This is a genomic window from Bacillus sp. FSL L8-0358 (assembly GCF_038593095.1).
GTDB classification, from domain to species: Bacteria; Bacillota; Bacilli; order Bacillales; family Bacillaceae; genus Bacillus; species Bacillus subtilis.
The window spans coordinates 16,932-32,500 of the sequence record NZ_CP151962.1; the positions used below are offsets into that span (position 1 = coordinate 16,932).

The window sequence follows — 15,569 nt, forward strand, 5'->3', positions numbered from 1 at the left end:
TTTGACAGGGTCTCTGACTCTGTCTATTTTTTTTATACTGATTATGATAAAATTTATACTGTTGTGCATTGAAAATGTCCTTAACGGCTTAATTATAGATGAAGAAAATGAAATACGGAGGTCGTACGATTGAACATCAAGAAATGTAAACAGCTACTGATGTCATTGGTTGTGTTAACTCTAGCTGTCACGTGTCTGGCTCCAATGTCAAAAGCAAAAGCAGCCAGCGATCCAATTGATATCAATGCATCTGCTGCTATTATGATCGAAGCTTCTTCAGGTAAAATTCTTTACAGTAAAAATGCAGATAAGAGACTGCCAATTGCGAGTATGACAAAAATGATGACAGAGTATCTGTTATTGGAAGCAATTGATCAAGGTAAAGTGAAATGGGACCAAACCTATACGCCTGATGACTATGTGTATGAAATTTCCCAAGATAACAGCTTATCAAACGTTCCTCTTCGGAAAGACGGGAAATACACAGTAAAAGAATTATATCAAGCTACAGCAATTTATTCTGCAAATGCTGCTGCTATTGCGATTGCAGAAATCGTTGCCGGTTCTGAAACTAAGTTTGTTGAAAAAATGAATGCAAAAGCAAAAGAACTAGGCTTAACAGATTACAAATTTGTTAACGCAACAGGTCTTGAAAACAAAGATCTTCACGGCCATCAGCCTGAGGGGACAAGCGTAAATGAAGAAAGTGAAGTTTCTGCAAAGGATATGGCAATTCTTGCGGATCACTTGATTACTGACTACCCTGAGATACTGGAGACTTCCAGTATCGCCAAAACGAAATTCCGAGAAGGTACCGATGATGAAATGGACATGCCGAACTGGAATTTTATGCTGAAGGGGCTTGTCAGCGAGTATAAAAAAGCGACTGTAGACGGACTGAAAACAGGTTCTACTGACTCTGCGGGTTCATGCTTTACAGGAACAGCTGAACGCAACGGTATGCGTGTCATCACTGTTGTTTTAAACGCAAAGGGCAACCTTCATACAGGCCGTTTCGATGAAACGAAAAAAATGTTTGATTATGCTTTCGACAATTTCTCCATGAAAGAAATTTATGCTGAAGGCGATCAAGTAAAAGGCCATAAAACAATTTCAGTTGATAAGGGTAAAGAGAAAGAAGTAGGCATTGTGACAAACAAGGCGTTCTCTCTTCCTGTCAAAAATGGTGAAGAAAAGAATTACAAAGCGAAGGTCACACTGAATAAAGACAACTTAACTGCTCCTGTGAAAAAAGGAACCAAGGTTGGGAAGCTGACTGCGGAATACACAGGTGATGAAAAGGATTACGGATTCCTTAACAGCGATCTGGCTGGCGTAGACCTTGTTACAAAAGAAAATGTAGAAAAAGCAAACTGGTTTGTTTTGACAATGCGCAGTATCGGCGGATTTTTTGCCGGAATTTGGGGAAGCATTGTTGATACGGTAACCGGCTGGTTTTAATCAATTGAAAGAGCTCTGATGGATGTTAGGGCTCTTTCGCGTAATATACTGAAAAAACTCAATTTTTAATAAAAAATGATTTTCAAAGCGCTAAAAACCGAATAAAATAGTATATATCCATATGAATTATTGGATTTCTAGGATACAATAAGGATTAGAAATCATATAACTATACCTTGATTAGGGGGACCAAGAAATGGCTCAAACAGGTACTGAACGTGTAAAACGCGGAATGGCAGAAATGCAAAAAGGCGGCGTCATCATGGACGTCATCAATGCGGAACAAGCGAAAATCGCTGAAGAAGCTGGAGCTGTCGCTGTAATGGCGCTAGAACGTGTGCCAGCAGATATTCGCGCGGCTGGAGGAGTTGCCCGTATGGCTGACCCTACAATCGTGGAAGAAGTAATGAATGCAGTATCTATCCCGGTAATGGCAAAAGCGCGTATCGGACATATTGTTGAAGCGCGTGTGCTTGAAGCTATGGGTGTTGACTATATTGATGAAAGTGAAGTTCTGACGCCGGCTGACGAAGAATTTCATTTAAATAAAAATGAATACACAGTTCCTTTTGTCTGTGGCTGCCGTGATCTTGGTGAAGCAACACGCCGTATTGCGGAAGGTGCTTCTATGCTTCGCACAAAAGGTGAGCCTGGAACAGGTAATATTGTTGAGGCTGTTCGCCATATGCGCAAAGTTAACGCTCAAGTGCGCAAAGTAGTTGCGATGAGTGAGGATGAACTAATGACAGAAGCGAAAAATCTAGGTGCTCCTTACGAGCTTCTTCTTCAAATTAAAAAAGACGGCAAGCTTCCTGTCGTTAACTTTGCCGCTGGCGGCGTAGCAACTCCAGCTGATGCTGCTCTCATGATGCAGCTCGGTGCTGACGGAGTATTTGTTGGTTCTGGTATTTTCAAATCAGACAACCCTGCTAAATTTGCGAAAGCAATTGTGGAAGCAACAACTCACTTTACTGATTACAAATTGATCGCTGAGCTGTCAAAAGAGCTTGGTACTGCAATGAAAGGGATTGAAATCTCAAACTTACTTCCAGAACAGCGTATGCAAGAACGCGGCTGGTAAGAACATAGGAGCGCTGCTGACATGTTAACAATAGGTGTACTAGGACTTCAAGGAGCAGTTAGAGAGCACATCCATGCGATTGAAGCATGCGGCGCGGCTGGTCTTGTCGTAAAACGTCCGGAGCAGCTGAACGAAGTTGACGGGTTGATTTTGCCGGGCGGTGAGAGCACGACGATGCGCCGTTTGATCGATACGTATCAATTCATGGAGCCGCTTCGTGAATTCGCTGCTCAGGGCAAACCGATGTTTGGAACATGTGCCGGATTAATTATATTAGCAAAAGAAATTGCCGGTTCAGATAATCCTCATTTAGGTCTTCTGAATGTGGTTGTAGAACGTAATTCATTTGGCCGGCAGGTTGACAGCTTTGAAGCTGATTTAACAATTAAAGGCTTGGACGAGCCTTTTACAGGGGTATTCATCCGTGCGCCGCATATTTTAGAAGCTGGTGAAAATGTTGAAGTTCTATCGGAGCATAATGGTCGTATTGTAGCCGCGAAACAGGGGCAATTCCTTGGCTGCTCATTCCATCCGGAGCTGACAGAAGATCACCGAGTGACACAGCTGTTTGTTGAAATGGTTGAGGAATACAAGCAGAAGGCACTTGTATAAAACAGTTGAAAGCTGTGGAAACTTATAGTACATTATAAGCACAAATAAAGATCGAAAAGCGTTGATAGGAACTAGTAGGGAGCCTCTCTTTCTAAGAGAGCCGATGGTTGGTGCGAATCGGTGAAAGATGCTGTCTGAATCCATCCTTGAGCGAAATGCTGAAACAAGTAGGCATTTACGGGATAACCGTTATGTTTGAAAGTGGAAAACGAGTCTTTGATTTGTTTTCAATCAGGGTGGCAACGCGAGAGCTCTCGTCCCTTTATGGGGATGAGGGCTCTTTTTATTTTCGACAAATCAATAAAAAAAGGAGTGTTTCGCATGCTTGATACGAAAATGCTGAGAGCAAATTTTCAAGAAATTAAAGCAAAGCTTGTACACAAAGGCGAAGACTTAACTGATTTTGATAAGTTTGAGGCGCTGGATGATAGACGAAGAGAGCTTATCGGCAAGGTTGAAGAGTTAAAAGGAAAACGAAATGAAGTTTCTCAGCAGGTTGCTGTGCTGAAGCGTGAGAAAAAAGACGCGGATCACATTATTAAAGAAATGCGTGAAGTCGGCGAGGAAATTAAAAAGCTTGATGAAGAATTACGGACAGTGGAAGCTGAGCTTGATACAATCCTTCTCTCAATCCCAAATATTCCGCATGAGTCTGTACCTGTCGGTGAAACAGAAGACGACAACGTAGAAGTGCGTAAATGGGGTGAAAAGCCTTCATTTGCTTATGAGCCGAAGCCGCACTGGGATATTGCGGATGAGCTGGGTATTCTGGATTTTGAACGTGCTGCCAAAGTAACAGGAAGCCGTTTCGTGTTCTATAAAGGCTTAGGTGCTCGTCTGGAGCGTGCGCTTTATAACTTTATGCTTGATCTGCATGTGGATGAGTATAACTACACTGAAGTGATCCCGCCATATATGGTAAACCGCGCAAGCATGACGGGAACGGGGCAGCTTCCTAAATTTGAAGAGGATGCATTTAAAATCAGGGAAGAAGATTATTTCTTAATTCCAACGGCGGAAGTGCCGATTACAAACATGCATCGCGATGAAATCCTTTCAGGTGACAGCCTGCCGATCAACTATGCGGCATTCAGTGCTTGCTTCCGTTCTGAAGCTGGTTCAGCAGGACGTGACACACGCGGATTAATTCGTCAGCACCAATTTAATAAAGTTGAGCTTGTAAAGTTTGTGAAGCCTGAAGATTCTTATGAAGAATTAGAGAAGCTTACAAACCAAGCAGAACGGGTTCTTCAGTTGCTTGAGCTTCCATACCGTGTCATGAGCATGTGTACGGGTGACTTAGGCTTTACGGCTGCGAAAAAATACGATATCGAAGTTTGGATTCCGAGCCAAGACACATATCGAGAAATTTCTTCTTGCAGCAACTTCGAAGCGTTCCAGGCGAGACGTGCGAATATTCGTTTCAGACGTGAAGCGAAAGGCAAGCCTGAGCACGTACACACACTGAACGGTTCAGGACTGGCGGTTGGAAGAACAGTTGCCGCTATATTAGAAAATTATCAGCAGGAAGACGGAAGCGTTGTGATTCCGAAAGTGCTTCGTCCTTATATGGGGAATAGAGAAGTAATGAAACCGTAAATTATGGAAAGGCGTGCCTGACAAGGTGCGCCTTTTTGCTTATGTAAACACGGCATTTTCATAAAAACAAAAAAAGTTTTTAAAAATGCTTGACCACACAAGAACATACGTGATATAGTAAGTCTTGTCGATACGGAGGAATACCCAAGTCCGGCTGAAGGGATCGGTCTTGAAAACCGACAGGGGTGTCAAAGCCCGCGGGGGTTCGAATCCCTCTTCCTCCGCCATATTGATTTTAATTCTAATGAAACACAAGCATATATTGGAGATTGTTTTGTCCGTTGCATTCGGTGCGGCGGATTTTTTATTTTAAAGAAAAAGTGAATCTCGACTGAGATTCACTTTTTTTGATTATCATGAATAACTGAAGCAATTTGATCTACAATATTTTCAATCGAGTTTTCATCGTTCAGCAGATCATAATCTTCAATGCGAAGTTTTAAAACAGGGCAGGCATTAAAACCGCTTATCCAGTTCTCGTAGCGTGCATGCATTTCTTCCCAATAAGACCTGCTTGTCTGAAGCTCCATCTCACGGCCGCGTTGTTCAATCCGGTTTAAAATGTTCTCCAGATCTCCTTCTAAATAGATCAACACATCTGGGTGTGGGAAATACGGTGTCATTACCATTGCTTCGAAAAGGCTTGTGTAAGTCTTATAATCAACCTTTGACATTGTCCCTTTGTCAGCATGCATTTTTGCGAAAATTCCTGTATCTTCATAAATCGAACGATCCTGTACAAAACCTCCGCCGGCTTCAAAAATTGTTTTCTGTTCTTTGAAGCGTTCAGCTAAGAAATAAATTTGAAGGTGAAAGCTCCAACGTTCAAAATCATGATAGAACTTTTCCAAGTATGGATTATGATCGACTTCCTCCAAAGATGTTTTAAATCCAAGCCGTTTGGCTAAAGTTTTTGTTAAAGTCGATTTTCCGACACCTACTGTTCCTGCTACTGTAATAATTGAATTCTTAGGGATATGATGTTCCTTCATACGATAAGCTCCTTTACATGGGCGGCAATGCGTTCAAAGTCGCTCTTATTCAAAACGAAATCCTTTGAATCACCATCTACGGTTAACACTGTAAGTTCAGGGTCTGCTTCCTGCAGCTGCTTGATGGCGACTTCATAATCTGAAATCAGCTGCTCCAAATAGCTAGTTTCAATTTTTTTCTCAAAGGGGCGCCCGCGTTTTTCAATGCGGTGTAGCAACGTAGGCAGACTGGCCTTTATGTAAATGATGAAATTCGGCTTTGGCAGATCATCCGTTAGCAGGTGATATATCTTTTTGTATTTTTCCAGCTGATGTGGAGACAAGGTGCGTTCCGCAAAAATCACATTTTTATAAATATGATAATCAGCTATTACAGGCTGTCCCTTTTTTAAAAAGTGATCACTGGTGTCTTCAAGCTGTTTGTATCTGTGACAAAGAAAAAACATCTCGAGCTGGAAGCTCCATTCCTCTATATTGTCATAAAACTTATCAAGGTACGGGTTATCCTCTACAATCTCATTGATCATAGGGAATCCGAATTCTTGTGAGAGCATCGTTGCGAGAGTTGTTTTTCCTGCCCCGATAGGACCTTCTATTGCAATAAAAGGGGCTGTATTCATCGGAATCCTCCTTATATCTGAAAAACGTGCGTCAGTTACCGACCTTCATATTGTATCACAACCCTTGGGTGCCCCCATGAAAAAAAGACGTTTCCAAATTATCGAAACGTCTTTTTGACAACATTAAATTGATCAGACAGCAGCAGCCAGTTTTGCGGAAAGGAAAGACCCAGCTTCCAATAGCTGATGCCTCTTAAATTCAGCTCTTTAATCAGATTGAATTTTGCTTGAATCGAGCGGGCATCCTCGAACCATACCTCGTGTCTTCTGTTTTCTGCATCAGTATAGCGGAAGAAAGGGGCCTGAGCGGTTTGGTCATACTGAATTTCTGCATTGTTTTGATCGGCAATGACAATGGCTTGTTGAGGGCTTATTGCTCTTGCCGGAGTTCCGCCAGCTGCGTATGGCAGTGTCCAGTCATACCCATATAAATTCTGGCCCATGACAATTTTATTCGCAGGCATTTCAGTCAAAGCATATTCTATGACATCCCGAACAGGCCCGATTGGAGAAACAGCTTGAGCCGGCCCGCCGCTATAGCCCCATTCATATGTCATGAGAACAACAAAGTCGACGATTTGGCCATGGGCTCTGTAATCATGGGCTTCGTACCATCTGCCCTGCTGTGTTGCGCTTGTTTTTGGGGCAAGCGCCGTAGAAATTTCTAAGCCTTCTCGATGGAAAAGATCCCTTGCTTCGCGGAGAAATTGGTTATAGGCTTCTCTATCCTCAGGCCGCAAATATTCAAAGTCAAAATGAATATCATAGAAACCATATCTTTTTGCATTCTCGACTATTTCATTTAAAAGTCTTCTTTTTACAGTATCGTCGTTCAAAAGGATCCGGCCGAGTTCATCGCTGAATGCCTGGTTTTCTAGGTTCGTTATAATCATCATCAATGCCGTGTTTTGATTCTCTGTAATGCTCCTTAAATTCGTTAAAGGCGGTGCGACTAAGGTTCCGTTACGCTGTGCTTGGAAGCTGAATGCGCCAAGGTACGTTAAGTAGGGTGACGCTTCTCTGGCCGCCTGCTGGAGATTTTCGCTGACTTGATTTCCTCGGGGCTCCAAATAAGCATTTGATTCGATGTCTCGTTTAGGAGCTGGTGGGATGTATAAACGGAAACCAATCTGAAGCACGGTATTTAACTGGATGCGGTTAACCCTTGCGAGCTCGGCTGCTGTTGTATTGAACTGCCGGGCGATGGATGTCAGGGTATCACCTCGCTTCACACCATAGAACTGGCCAGCTATTGGAATGACAATGGTTTGTCCGACAACAAGGCTGTCGGGATTCGGTATTTCATTCGTTTCAGTGATCTCATTTGCGGTTGTTCTGTATTGTGAAGCGATAGCAGAAAGAGTGTCGCCTTGTTTTACCACATAAATTTGAATGAAAAACGCCTCCTTTCATATCGCTATCAATGTATGAAAGAAAAGCGCTGATCATGTTTACTTTTCTGTAATTTGTTCTTCCGTCGTAATTTCTGCGAAAAGAACATTCTCCATCATGGTTAAGGCGAATTCGTTATCTTCGTCACTGTTTGACGCGATACAGTCCTTAGGAATCGTGATGCTGTATTCCCTCATATAAGCGTCATTAGCAGTAAACAGCACACATATATTGCCGGCTATACCTGTTAAGATAATATGTCTCACCTGCAACTCAGTAAGGAGGGTGTGAAGTGCAGTTTCGTAGAAAGCGGAATGTTTTGGTTTGATTAAAAAATAATCAGCATCTTCCGGAGCTATCTTTGTGATGATATCCTTGCTTCTTTCATTTGTGCATTCTTGCTGAATGTTTTTAATGTCAGCTTGCCAAAGTCCATAATGATCATTGATGTAAATAATCGGCCATTCATTTTGTCTCGCGTGCTCCTTTAATGATAAAATATGAGGAACGATTTTTTCTGTTTTTTTAGCGAGGGTTTCTCCCATATCGAATTCAAAATTATTGATCATGTCTACAATGAGAAGGGCTGTATCTGCTTTGGACAATCGACAGTCTCCTTTCCGTTTCAGTTATAGTTAATATGTAGCCTTTTTAGGCAATGAAAAAACTTTGAAAAGAGAGCTTATCCTTATGACACAAGATGAACTTTATATGAAAGAAGCAATTAAAGAAGCGAAAAAGGCTGAAGAGAAAGGTGAAGTGCCGATAGGTGCGGTGCTTGTCGTTAATGATGAAATTATAGCGCGTGCACATAATTTAAGAGAGACTGAACAGCGATCTATTGCCCATGCAGAAATGCTTGTAATTGAAGAAGCGTGTAAGGCACTGGGAACATGGCGGCTGGAAGGTGCGACTCTTTATGTGACGCTTGAGCCTTGTCCAATGTGTGCTGGTGCAGTCGTACTTTCTCGAGTGGAAAAAGTGGTTTTTGGCGCATATGATCCGAAAGGCGGCTGTTCAGGCACGCTAATGAACCTTCTTCAGGAGGATCGCTTTAATCATCAGGCTGAAGTGGTGAGCGGTGTGCTTGAGGAAGAATGCGGCGGAATGCTCAGTGCGTTTTTCAGAGAACTAAGAAAAAAGAAGAAAGCCGCCAGGAAAAACTTGTCTGAATAGTACGGTTGCAATTTTTAGGGGAAACAGATATACTTAAGTGTGCATCGTAATAGATGCAACATAAAATTTGATATTTATTTTGCCGTGCTAAGCGGGGAGGTAGCGGTGCCCTGTACCTGCAATCCGCTCTAGCAGGGCCGAATCCCTTCTCGAGGTTCGTTTACTTTAAGGCCTGCCTTAAGTAAGTGGTGTTGACGTTTGGGTCCTGCGCAATGGGAATTCATGAACCATGTCAGGTCCGGAAGGAAGCAGCATTAAGTGAAACCTCTCATGTGCCGCAGGGTTGCCTGGGCCGAGCTAACTGCTTAAGTAACGCTTAGGGTAGCGAATCGACAGAAGGTGCACGGTAAATCAATCATCAAATTTTCAGACTCACCTAACATTAGGTGAGTTTTTTGTTATGTAAAAAGAGCTTTTGGAATCGAAACAAGGTTCATGTATAATGGGAATGATGAATAACGGAGGAGGGCAAACCCGTGAGTTACCAAGCTTTATATCGAGTATTCAGGCCTCAGCGCTTTGAAGATGTGGTCGGACAAGAACACATTACAAAAACGCTGCAAAATGCCCTTTTGCAAAAAAAGTTTTCTCACGCCTATCTGTTTTCCGGGCCTAGAGGAACCGGAAAAACCAGTGCAGCCAAAATATTTGCTAAGGCTGTCAACTGTGAACATGCTCCTGTTGATGAGCCATGCAACGAATGTGCGGCCTGTAAAGGGATAACAAACGGGTCAATATCCGATGTCATAGAAATTGACGCCGCTTCTAATAACGGTGTTGATGAGATTCGTGACATTCGCGATAAAGTGAAGTTTGCTCCATCGGCCGTCACATATAAGGTATATATCATAGATGAGGTGCATATGCTTTCTATCGGCGCTTTTAATGCATTACTAAAAACATTAGAAGAGCCGCCTGAGCATTGTATTTTCATATTAGCAACAACTGAACCGCACAAAATTCCTTTAACCATTATCTCTAGATGTCAGCGTTTTGACTTTAAACGAATTACCTCCCAAGCGATTGTAGGCCGCATGAATAAAATTGTTGATGCTGAACAGCTACAAGTGGAGGAAGGATCGCTGGATATCATCGCGAGTGCTGCAGACGGAGGGATGAGGGATGCCCTGAGCCTTCTTGATCAGGCCATATCATTCAGCGGTGATATCCTGAAAGTCGAAGATGCGCTTTTAATTACGGGTGCTGTTTCTCAATTATATATCGGGAAGCTTGCACAATCCCTGCATGATAAAAACGTTTCTGACGCACTGGAAACATTAAATGAATTGCTTCAGCAAGGAAAAGATCCAGCTAAGCTGATAGAAGATATGATTTTCTATTTCAGGGACATGCTGCTGTACAAAACAGCCCCTGGCTTAGAGGGAGTGCTTGAGAAAGTAAAAGTTGATGAAACGTTCCGGGAACTAAGTGAACAAATTCCGGCTCAGGCCCTATATGAAATGATTGATATTCTGAACAAGAGCCATCAGGAAATGAAATGGACAAATCATCCGCGTATCTTTTTCGAAGTGGCCGTTGTGAAGATTTGCCAAACCTCACATCAATCTGCTGCTGATCTCCCGGAAGTGGATATGCTGATGAAAAAAATCCAGCAGCTCGAACAGGAAGTAGAGCGGCTCAAAACAACGGGCATAAAAGCAGCTGCGGAAAGCCCGAAAAAAGAAGCGCCGCGTGTGCCAAAGGGCGGGAAATCCAATTACAAAGCGCCAGTAGGCAGAATTCATGAGATTTTGAAGGAAGCCACAAGACCGGATCTTGATCTGCTCAGAAACAGTTGGGGCAAGCTTCTTGCTCATCTCAAACAGCAAAACAAAGTATCACATGCCGCTTTGCTGAATGACAGTGAACCTGTGGCTGCCGGATCGGCGGCATTTGTTCTGAAATTCAAATATGAAATTCATTGTAAAATGGTCGCTGAGGATAACAACGGAGTCCGGACTAATCTTGAGCAGATTTTAGAATCGATGCTCGGAAAAAGAATGGATTTGATTGGCGTTCCAGAAGCACAATGGGGTAAAATAAGAGAAGAATTTTTAGAAGATCATCAGCAGGAAAATGAAGGATCAAATGAACCGGCTGAAGAAGACCCGCTTATTGCCGAAGCGAAAAAGCTTGTTGGAGCGGATTTAATTGAAATAAAAGACTAACAAAATGAAAGAGAGTGAATGCTATGCGTGGCGGAATGGGTAATATGCAAAAAATGATGAAACAAATGCAAAAAATGCAAAAGGACATGGCGAAGGCTCAAGAAGAGCTTGCAGAAAAGGTTGTTGAAGGAACTGCAGGCGGCGGTATGGTAACAGTAAAAGCAAACGGCCAAAAAGAAATCCTGGATGTTATCATCAAAGAAGAAGTCGTTGATCCTGAAGATATTGATATGCTTCAAGATTTAGTGCTTGCTGCAACGAATGAAGCTTTGAAAAAAGTTGACGAAATCACAAACGAAACAATGGGTCAATTTACAAAGGGAATGAACATGCCAGGTTTATTCTAGGGGGATAAAAGAACATGCAATATCCTGAACCAATATCAAAGCTGATTGACAGCTTTATGAAATTGCCAGGGATCGGACCGAAAACAGCGGTTCGTCTGGCTTTTTTTGTTCTAGGTATGAAAGAAGATGTAGTATTAGATTTTGCGAAAGCATTAGTAAATGCGAAACGCAACCTGACATATTGTTCAGTTTGCGGGCATATTACAGACCAGGACCCTTGCTATATATGTGAAGATACGCGCAGGGATAAGTCTGTTATCTGTGTTGTGCAAGACCCTAAGGATGTTATCGCTATGGAGAAAATGAAGGAATACAATGGACAGTATCACGTTCTTCATGGCGCTATTTCTCCAATGGACGGCATCGGACCGGAGGATATTAAAATACCAGAATTGTTAAAACGATTACAGGATGATCAAGTGACAGAAGTGATCCTCGCGACAAACCCTAATATAGAAGGGGAAGCAACGGCGATGTATATATCAAGGCTCCTCAAGCCGTCTGGTATTAAGCTCTCCCGTATTGCCCACGGACTGCCCGTCGGCGGTGACTTGGAATATGCTGACGAGGTCACTCTTTCTAAAGCACTTGAAGGAAGACGTGAATTGTAAGGAGGAAAAAGCGATCCATGGGTTTTCTTCGCAAGAAAACATTAAGAAGAGAGTTTGATGAAAAACTAACCGAGCAGCTTTTTAAGCAAAAGGAAGAGTGGAACAGGCAAAAAAAGCTGGTTGAAAAAAGCTTAGAACCGTCTGCTGAAGTGTTATACGAACTGAAAGTAGCTGAAGCGAAGTATTTTTTTTACTTAAGGGAAGCGAAGCAGCGAAATTTAAAAATCAGCCGGTGGAAGTAAGTGGTCTAAACTCCTGGATCTTCTCATAAGCTTGTACTAGAACAAGCGAAGGAGATGAGAAGATTCATGGAGCCTATTTTTATTATTGGGATTATTTTAGGACTGGTTATTCTTCTTTTTTTATCAGGTTCAGCTGCAAAGTCTTTAAAGTGGATGGGCATCACAGCTGTTAAATTTGTGGCAGGTGCTTTGCTGCTGGTTTGTGTAAATATGTTTGGCGGCAGTCTTGGCATTCATGTGCCGATTAATCTGGTTACAACAGCTATCAGCGGAATTTTAGGGATACCCGGAATAGCTGCGTTAGTCGTTATTAAGCAATTTATCATTTAATTGATATTATGTATTGACTTAGATAATTGAAGGTGTTATTCTAATATACGTCGCTGATGACGAACAGCTTTTTCGAAAAGAAAATGTTAAAAAGTTGTTGACAGTAGCGGCGGTAAATGTTATGATAATAAAGTCGCTTAAACGAGCGGTAAACAAAGTTCTTTGAAAACTAAACAAGACAAAACGTACCTGTTAATTCATTTTTATAAATCGCACAGCGATGTGCGTAGTCAGTCAAACTACTTTATCGGAGAGTTTGATCCTGGCTCAGGACGAACGCTGGCGGCGTGCCTAATACATGCAAGTCGAGCGGACAGATGGGAGCTTGCTCCCTGATGTTAGCGGCGGACGGGTGAGTAACACGTGGGTAACCTGCCTGTAAGACTGGGATAACTCCGGGAAACCGGGGCTAATACCGGATGGTTGTTTGAACCGCATGGTTCAAACATAAAAGGTGGCTTCGGCTACCACTTACAGATGGACCCGCGGCGCATTAGCTAGTTGGTGAGGTAACGGCTCACCAAGGCAACGATGCGTAGCCGACCTGAGAGGGTGATCGGCCACACTGGGACTGAGACACGGCCCAGACTCCTACGGGAGGCAGCAGTAGGGAATCTTCCGCAATGGACGAAAGTCTGACGGAGCAACGCCGCGTGAGTGATGAAGGTTTTCGGATCGTAAAGCTCTGTTGTTAGGGAAGAACAAGTACCGTTCGAATAGGGCGGTACCTTGACGGTACCTAACCAGAAAGCCACGGCTAACTACGTGCCAGCAGCCGCGGTAATACGTAGGTGGCAAGCGTTGTCCGGAATTATTGGGCGTAAAGGGCTCGCAGGCGGTTTCTTAAGTCTGATGTGAAAGCCCCCGGCTCAACCGGGGAGGGTCATTGGAAACTGGGGAACTTGAGTGCAGAAGAGGAGAGTGGAATTCCACGTGTAGCGGTGAAATGCGTAGAGATGTGGAGGAACACCAGTGGCGAAGGCGACTCTCTGGTCTGTAACTGACGCTGAGGAGCGAAAGCGTGGGGAGCGAACAGGATTAGATACCCTGGTAGTCCACGCCGTAAACGATGAGTGCTAAGTGTTAGGGGGTTTCCGCCCCTTAGTGCTGCAGCTAACGCATTAAGCACTCCGCCTGGGGAGTACGGTCGCAAGACTGAAACTCAAAGGAATTGACGGGGGCCCGCACAAGCGGTGGAGCATGTGGTTTAATTCGAAGCAACGCGAAGAACCTTACCAGGTCTTGACATCCTCTGACAATCCTAGAGATAGGACGTCCCCTTCGGGGGCAGAGTGACAGGTGGTGCATGGTTGTCGTCAGCTCGTGTCGTGAGATGTTGGGTTAAGTCCCGCAACGAGCGCAACCCTTGATCTTAGTTGCCAGCATTCAGTTGGGCACTCTAAGGTGACTGCCGGTGACAAACCGGAGGAAGGTGGGGATGACGTCAAATCATCATGCCCCTTATGACCTGGGCTACACACGTGCTACAATGGACAGAACAAAGGGCAGCGAAACCGCGAGGTTAAGCCAATCCCACAAATCTGTTCTCAGTTCGGATCGCAGTCTGCAACTCGACTGCGTGAAGCTGGAATCGCTAGTAATCGCGGATCAGCATGCCGCGGTGAATACGTTCCCGGGCCTTGTACACACCGCCCGTCACACCACGAGAGTTTGTAACACCCGAAGTCGGTGAGGTAACCTTTTAGGAGCCAGCCGCCGAAGGTGGGACAGATGATTGGGGTGAAGTCGTAACAAGGTAGCCGTATCGGAAGGTGCGGCTGGATCACCTCCTTTCTAAGGATATTATACGGAATATAAGACCTTGGGTCTTATAAACAGAACGTTCCCTGTCTTGTTTAGTTTTGAAGGAACTTTGTTCCTTGAATAAGTTAAGATGGGCCTGTAGCTCAGCTGGTTAGAGCGCACGCCTGATAAGCGTGAGGTCGGTGGTTCGAGTCCACTCAGGCCCACCATCTTATATAACGGGGCCTTAGCTCAGCTGGGAGAGCGCCTGCTTTGCACGCAGGAGGTCAGCGGTTCGATCCCGCTAGGCTCCACCAACGTGTTCTTTGAAAACTAGATAACAGTAGACATCACATTCAATTAGTAATACAAGATATCACATAGTGATTCTTTTTAACGGTTAAGTTAGAAAGGGCGCACGGTGGATGCCTTGGCACTAGGAGCCGATGAAGGACGGGACGAACACCGATATGCTTCGGGGAGCTGTAAGCAAGCTTTGATCCGGAGATTTCCGAATGGGGAAACCCACCACTCGTAATGGAGTGGTATCCATATCTGAATTCATAGGATATGAGAAGGCAGACCCGGGGAACTGAAACATCTAAGTACCCGGAGGAAGAGAAAGCAAATGCGATTCCCTGAGTAGCGGCGAGCGAAACGGGATTAGCCCAAACCAAGAGGCTTGCCTCTTGGGGTTGTAGGACACTCTGTACGGAGTTACAAAAGAACGAGGTAGATGAAGAGGTCTGGAAAGGCCCGCCATAGGAGGTAACAGCCCTGTAGTCAAAACTTCGTTCTCTCCTGAGTGGATCCTGAGTACGGCGGAACACGTGAAATTCCGTCGGAATCCGGGAGGACCATCTCCCAAGGCTAAATACTCCCTAGTGACCGATAGTGAACCAGTACCGTGAGGGAAAGGTGAAAAGCACCCCGGAAGGGGAGTGAAAGAGATCCTGAAACCGTGTGCCTACAAGTAGTCAGAGCCCGTTAACGGGTGATGGCGTGCCTTTTGTAGAATGAACCGGCGAGTTACGATCCCGTGCAAGGTTAAGCAGAAGATGCGGAGCCGCAGCGAAAGCGAGTCTGAATAGGGCGCATGAGTACGTGGTCGTAGACCCGAAACCAGGTGATCTACCCATGTCCAGGGTGAAGTTCAGGTAACACTGAATGGAGGCCCGAACCCACGCACGTTGAA

14 protein-coding genes, 3 tRNA genes, 2 rRNA genes, 1 other RNA gene and 1 other annotated feature (1 of these 21 only partly in view) are annotated in these 15,569 nt (G+C 44.2%); of the genes, 16 read left to right on the plus strand and 4 right to left on the minus strand.

Annotation, left to right across the window (positions count from 1 at the left end):
* Positions 1-129: 129 nt before the first annotated feature.
* The 5 genes from dacA to NYE49_RS00095 all read left to right on the plus strand — a co-directional run bounded on the left by dacA (position 130) and on the right by NYE49_RS00095 (position 4,980).
* Positions 130-1,461, plus strand: a complete 1,332-nt coding sequence (dacA, locus tag NYE49_RS00075) for a D-alanyl-D-alanine carboxypeptidase (protein ID WP_015482683.1) — start codon at positions 130-132, stop codon at positions 1,459-1,461.
* Positions 1,462-1,657: 196 nt separating this feature from the next.
* Positions 1,658-2,542 (plus strand): pyridoxal 5'-phosphate synthase lyase subunit PdxS, encoded by an 885-nt coding sequence (gene pdxS / locus NYE49_RS00080; protein WP_003247145.1) that lies wholly within the window; start codon positions 1,658-1,660, stop codon positions 2,540-2,542.
* Between the two features lie 21 nt (positions 2,543-2,563).
* Positions 2,564-3,154 (plus strand): pyridoxal 5'-phosphate synthase glutaminase subunit PdxT, encoded by a 591-nt coding sequence (gene pdxT, locus NYE49_RS00085; protein WP_003226797.1) that lies wholly within the window; start codon positions 2,564-2,566, stop codon positions 3,152-3,154.
* A 52-nt stretch (positions 3,155-3,206) separates the two neighbouring features.
* Positions 3,207-3,419 (plus strand) — a binding site (T-box leader).
* Positions 3,420-3,475: 56 nt separating this feature from the next.
* Positions 3,476-4,753, plus strand: coding sequence for a serine--tRNA ligase (serS, locus tag NYE49_RS00090; RefSeq protein ID WP_003247131.1), 1,278 nt, complete (start codon positions 3,476-3,478; stop codon positions 4,751-4,753).
* Between the two features lie 134 nt (positions 4,754-4,887).
* Positions 4,888-4,980 (plus strand) — tRNA-Ser (locus tag NYE49_RS00095).
* A gap of 111 nt (positions 4,981-5,091) precedes the next feature.
* Here the strand turns inward: NYE49_RS00095 and dck are convergent.
* From dck to NYE49_RS00115, 4 genes are all read right to left on the minus strand, one after another.
* Positions 5,092-5,745: a deoxyadenosine/deoxycytidine kinase gene (gene dck, locus NYE49_RS00100; protein ID WP_015382547.1), complete on the minus strand. Its 654-nt coding sequence runs from the start codon at positions 5,743-5,745 to the stop codon at positions 5,092-5,094.
* Positions 5,742-6,365 (minus strand): deoxyguanosine kinase, encoded by a 624-nt coding sequence (gene dgk / locus NYE49_RS00105; RefSeq protein ID WP_003226790.1) that lies wholly within the window; start codon positions 6,363-6,365, stop codon positions 5,742-5,744. Before dgk ends, dck begins: the two co-directional genes overlap by 4 nt.
* Positions 6,366-6,463: 98 nt before the next feature.
* Entirely contained in the window at positions 6,464-7,747 is a 1,284-nt protein-coding gene (locus NYE49_RS00110; protein ID WP_047181960.1) for a glycoside hydrolase family 18 protein, read from the minus strand.
* 69 nt (positions 7,748-7,816) lie between these two features.
* On the minus strand, positions 7,817-8,362 hold the full coding sequence (locus NYE49_RS00115) for an isochorismatase family cysteine hydrolase (RefSeq protein ID WP_003226786.1): 546 nt from the start codon (positions 8,360-8,362) through the stop codon (positions 7,817-7,819).
* 85 nt (positions 8,363-8,447) lie between these two features.
* Here NYE49_RS00115 and tadA point away from each other — a divergent pair, with 85 nt between their 5' ends.
* The 11 genes from tadA to NYE49_RS00170 form a co-directional block, all read left to right on the plus strand.
* Positions 8,448-8,933, plus strand: coding sequence for a tRNA adenosine(34) deaminase TadA (gene tadA / locus NYE49_RS00120; RefSeq protein WP_047181961.1), 486 nt, complete (start codon positions 8,448-8,450; stop codon positions 8,931-8,933).
* Positions 8,934-9,015: 82 nt separating this feature from the next.
* Positions 9,016-9,280: signal recognition particle sRNA large type (ffs, locus tag NYE49_RS00125), an RNA gene on the plus strand.
* A 129-nt stretch (positions 9,281-9,409) separates the two neighbouring features.
* Positions 9,410-11,101: a DNA polymerase III subunit gamma/tau gene (dnaX, locus tag NYE49_RS00130; RefSeq protein WP_029317164.1), complete on the plus strand. Its 1,692-nt coding sequence runs from the start codon at positions 9,410-9,412 to the stop codon at positions 11,099-11,101.
* A gap of 23 nt (positions 11,102-11,124) precedes the next feature.
* Positions 11,125-11,448 (plus strand): YbaB/EbfC family nucleoid-associated protein, encoded by a 324-nt coding sequence (locus tag NYE49_RS00135; RefSeq protein WP_003225427.1) that lies wholly within the window; start codon positions 11,125-11,127, stop codon positions 11,446-11,448.
* A 14-nt stretch (positions 11,449-11,462) separates the two neighbouring features.
* Positions 11,463-12,059: a recombination protein RecR gene (recR, locus tag NYE49_RS00140; protein WP_003225425.1), complete on the plus strand. Its 597-nt coding sequence runs from the start codon at positions 11,463-11,465 to the stop codon at positions 12,057-12,059.
* Positions 12,060-12,076: 17 nt separating this feature from the next.
* On the plus strand, positions 12,077-12,301 hold the full coding sequence (locus NYE49_RS00145; protein ID WP_003242387.1) for a YaaL family protein: 225 nt from the start codon (positions 12,077-12,079) through the stop codon (positions 12,299-12,301).
* A gap of 66 nt (positions 12,302-12,367) precedes the next feature.
* Positions 12,368-12,631: a sigma-K factor-processing regulator BofA gene (gene bofA / locus NYE49_RS00150; protein ID WP_047181962.1), complete on the plus strand. Its 264-nt coding sequence runs from the start codon at positions 12,368-12,370 to the stop codon at positions 12,629-12,631.
* Between the two features lie 244 nt (positions 12,632-12,875).
* Positions 12,876-14,425: ribosomal RNA gene (locus NYE49_RS00155) — 16S ribosomal RNA — on the plus strand.
* A gap of 102 nt (positions 14,426-14,527) precedes the next feature.
* Positions 14,528-14,604 (plus strand) — tRNA-Ile (locus NYE49_RS00160).
* Positions 14,605-14,615: 11 nt separating this feature from the next.
* A tRNA-Ala gene (locus NYE49_RS00165) sits at positions 14,616-14,691 on the plus strand.
* Between the two features lie 81 nt (positions 14,692-14,772).
* Positions 14,773-15,569 (plus strand): 23S ribosomal RNA (locus NYE49_RS00170) (it continues 2,131 nt past the right edge of the window).
* Together the 16S and 23S rRNA genes with 2 tRNA genes alongside form the textbook arrangement of a ribosomal RNA operon.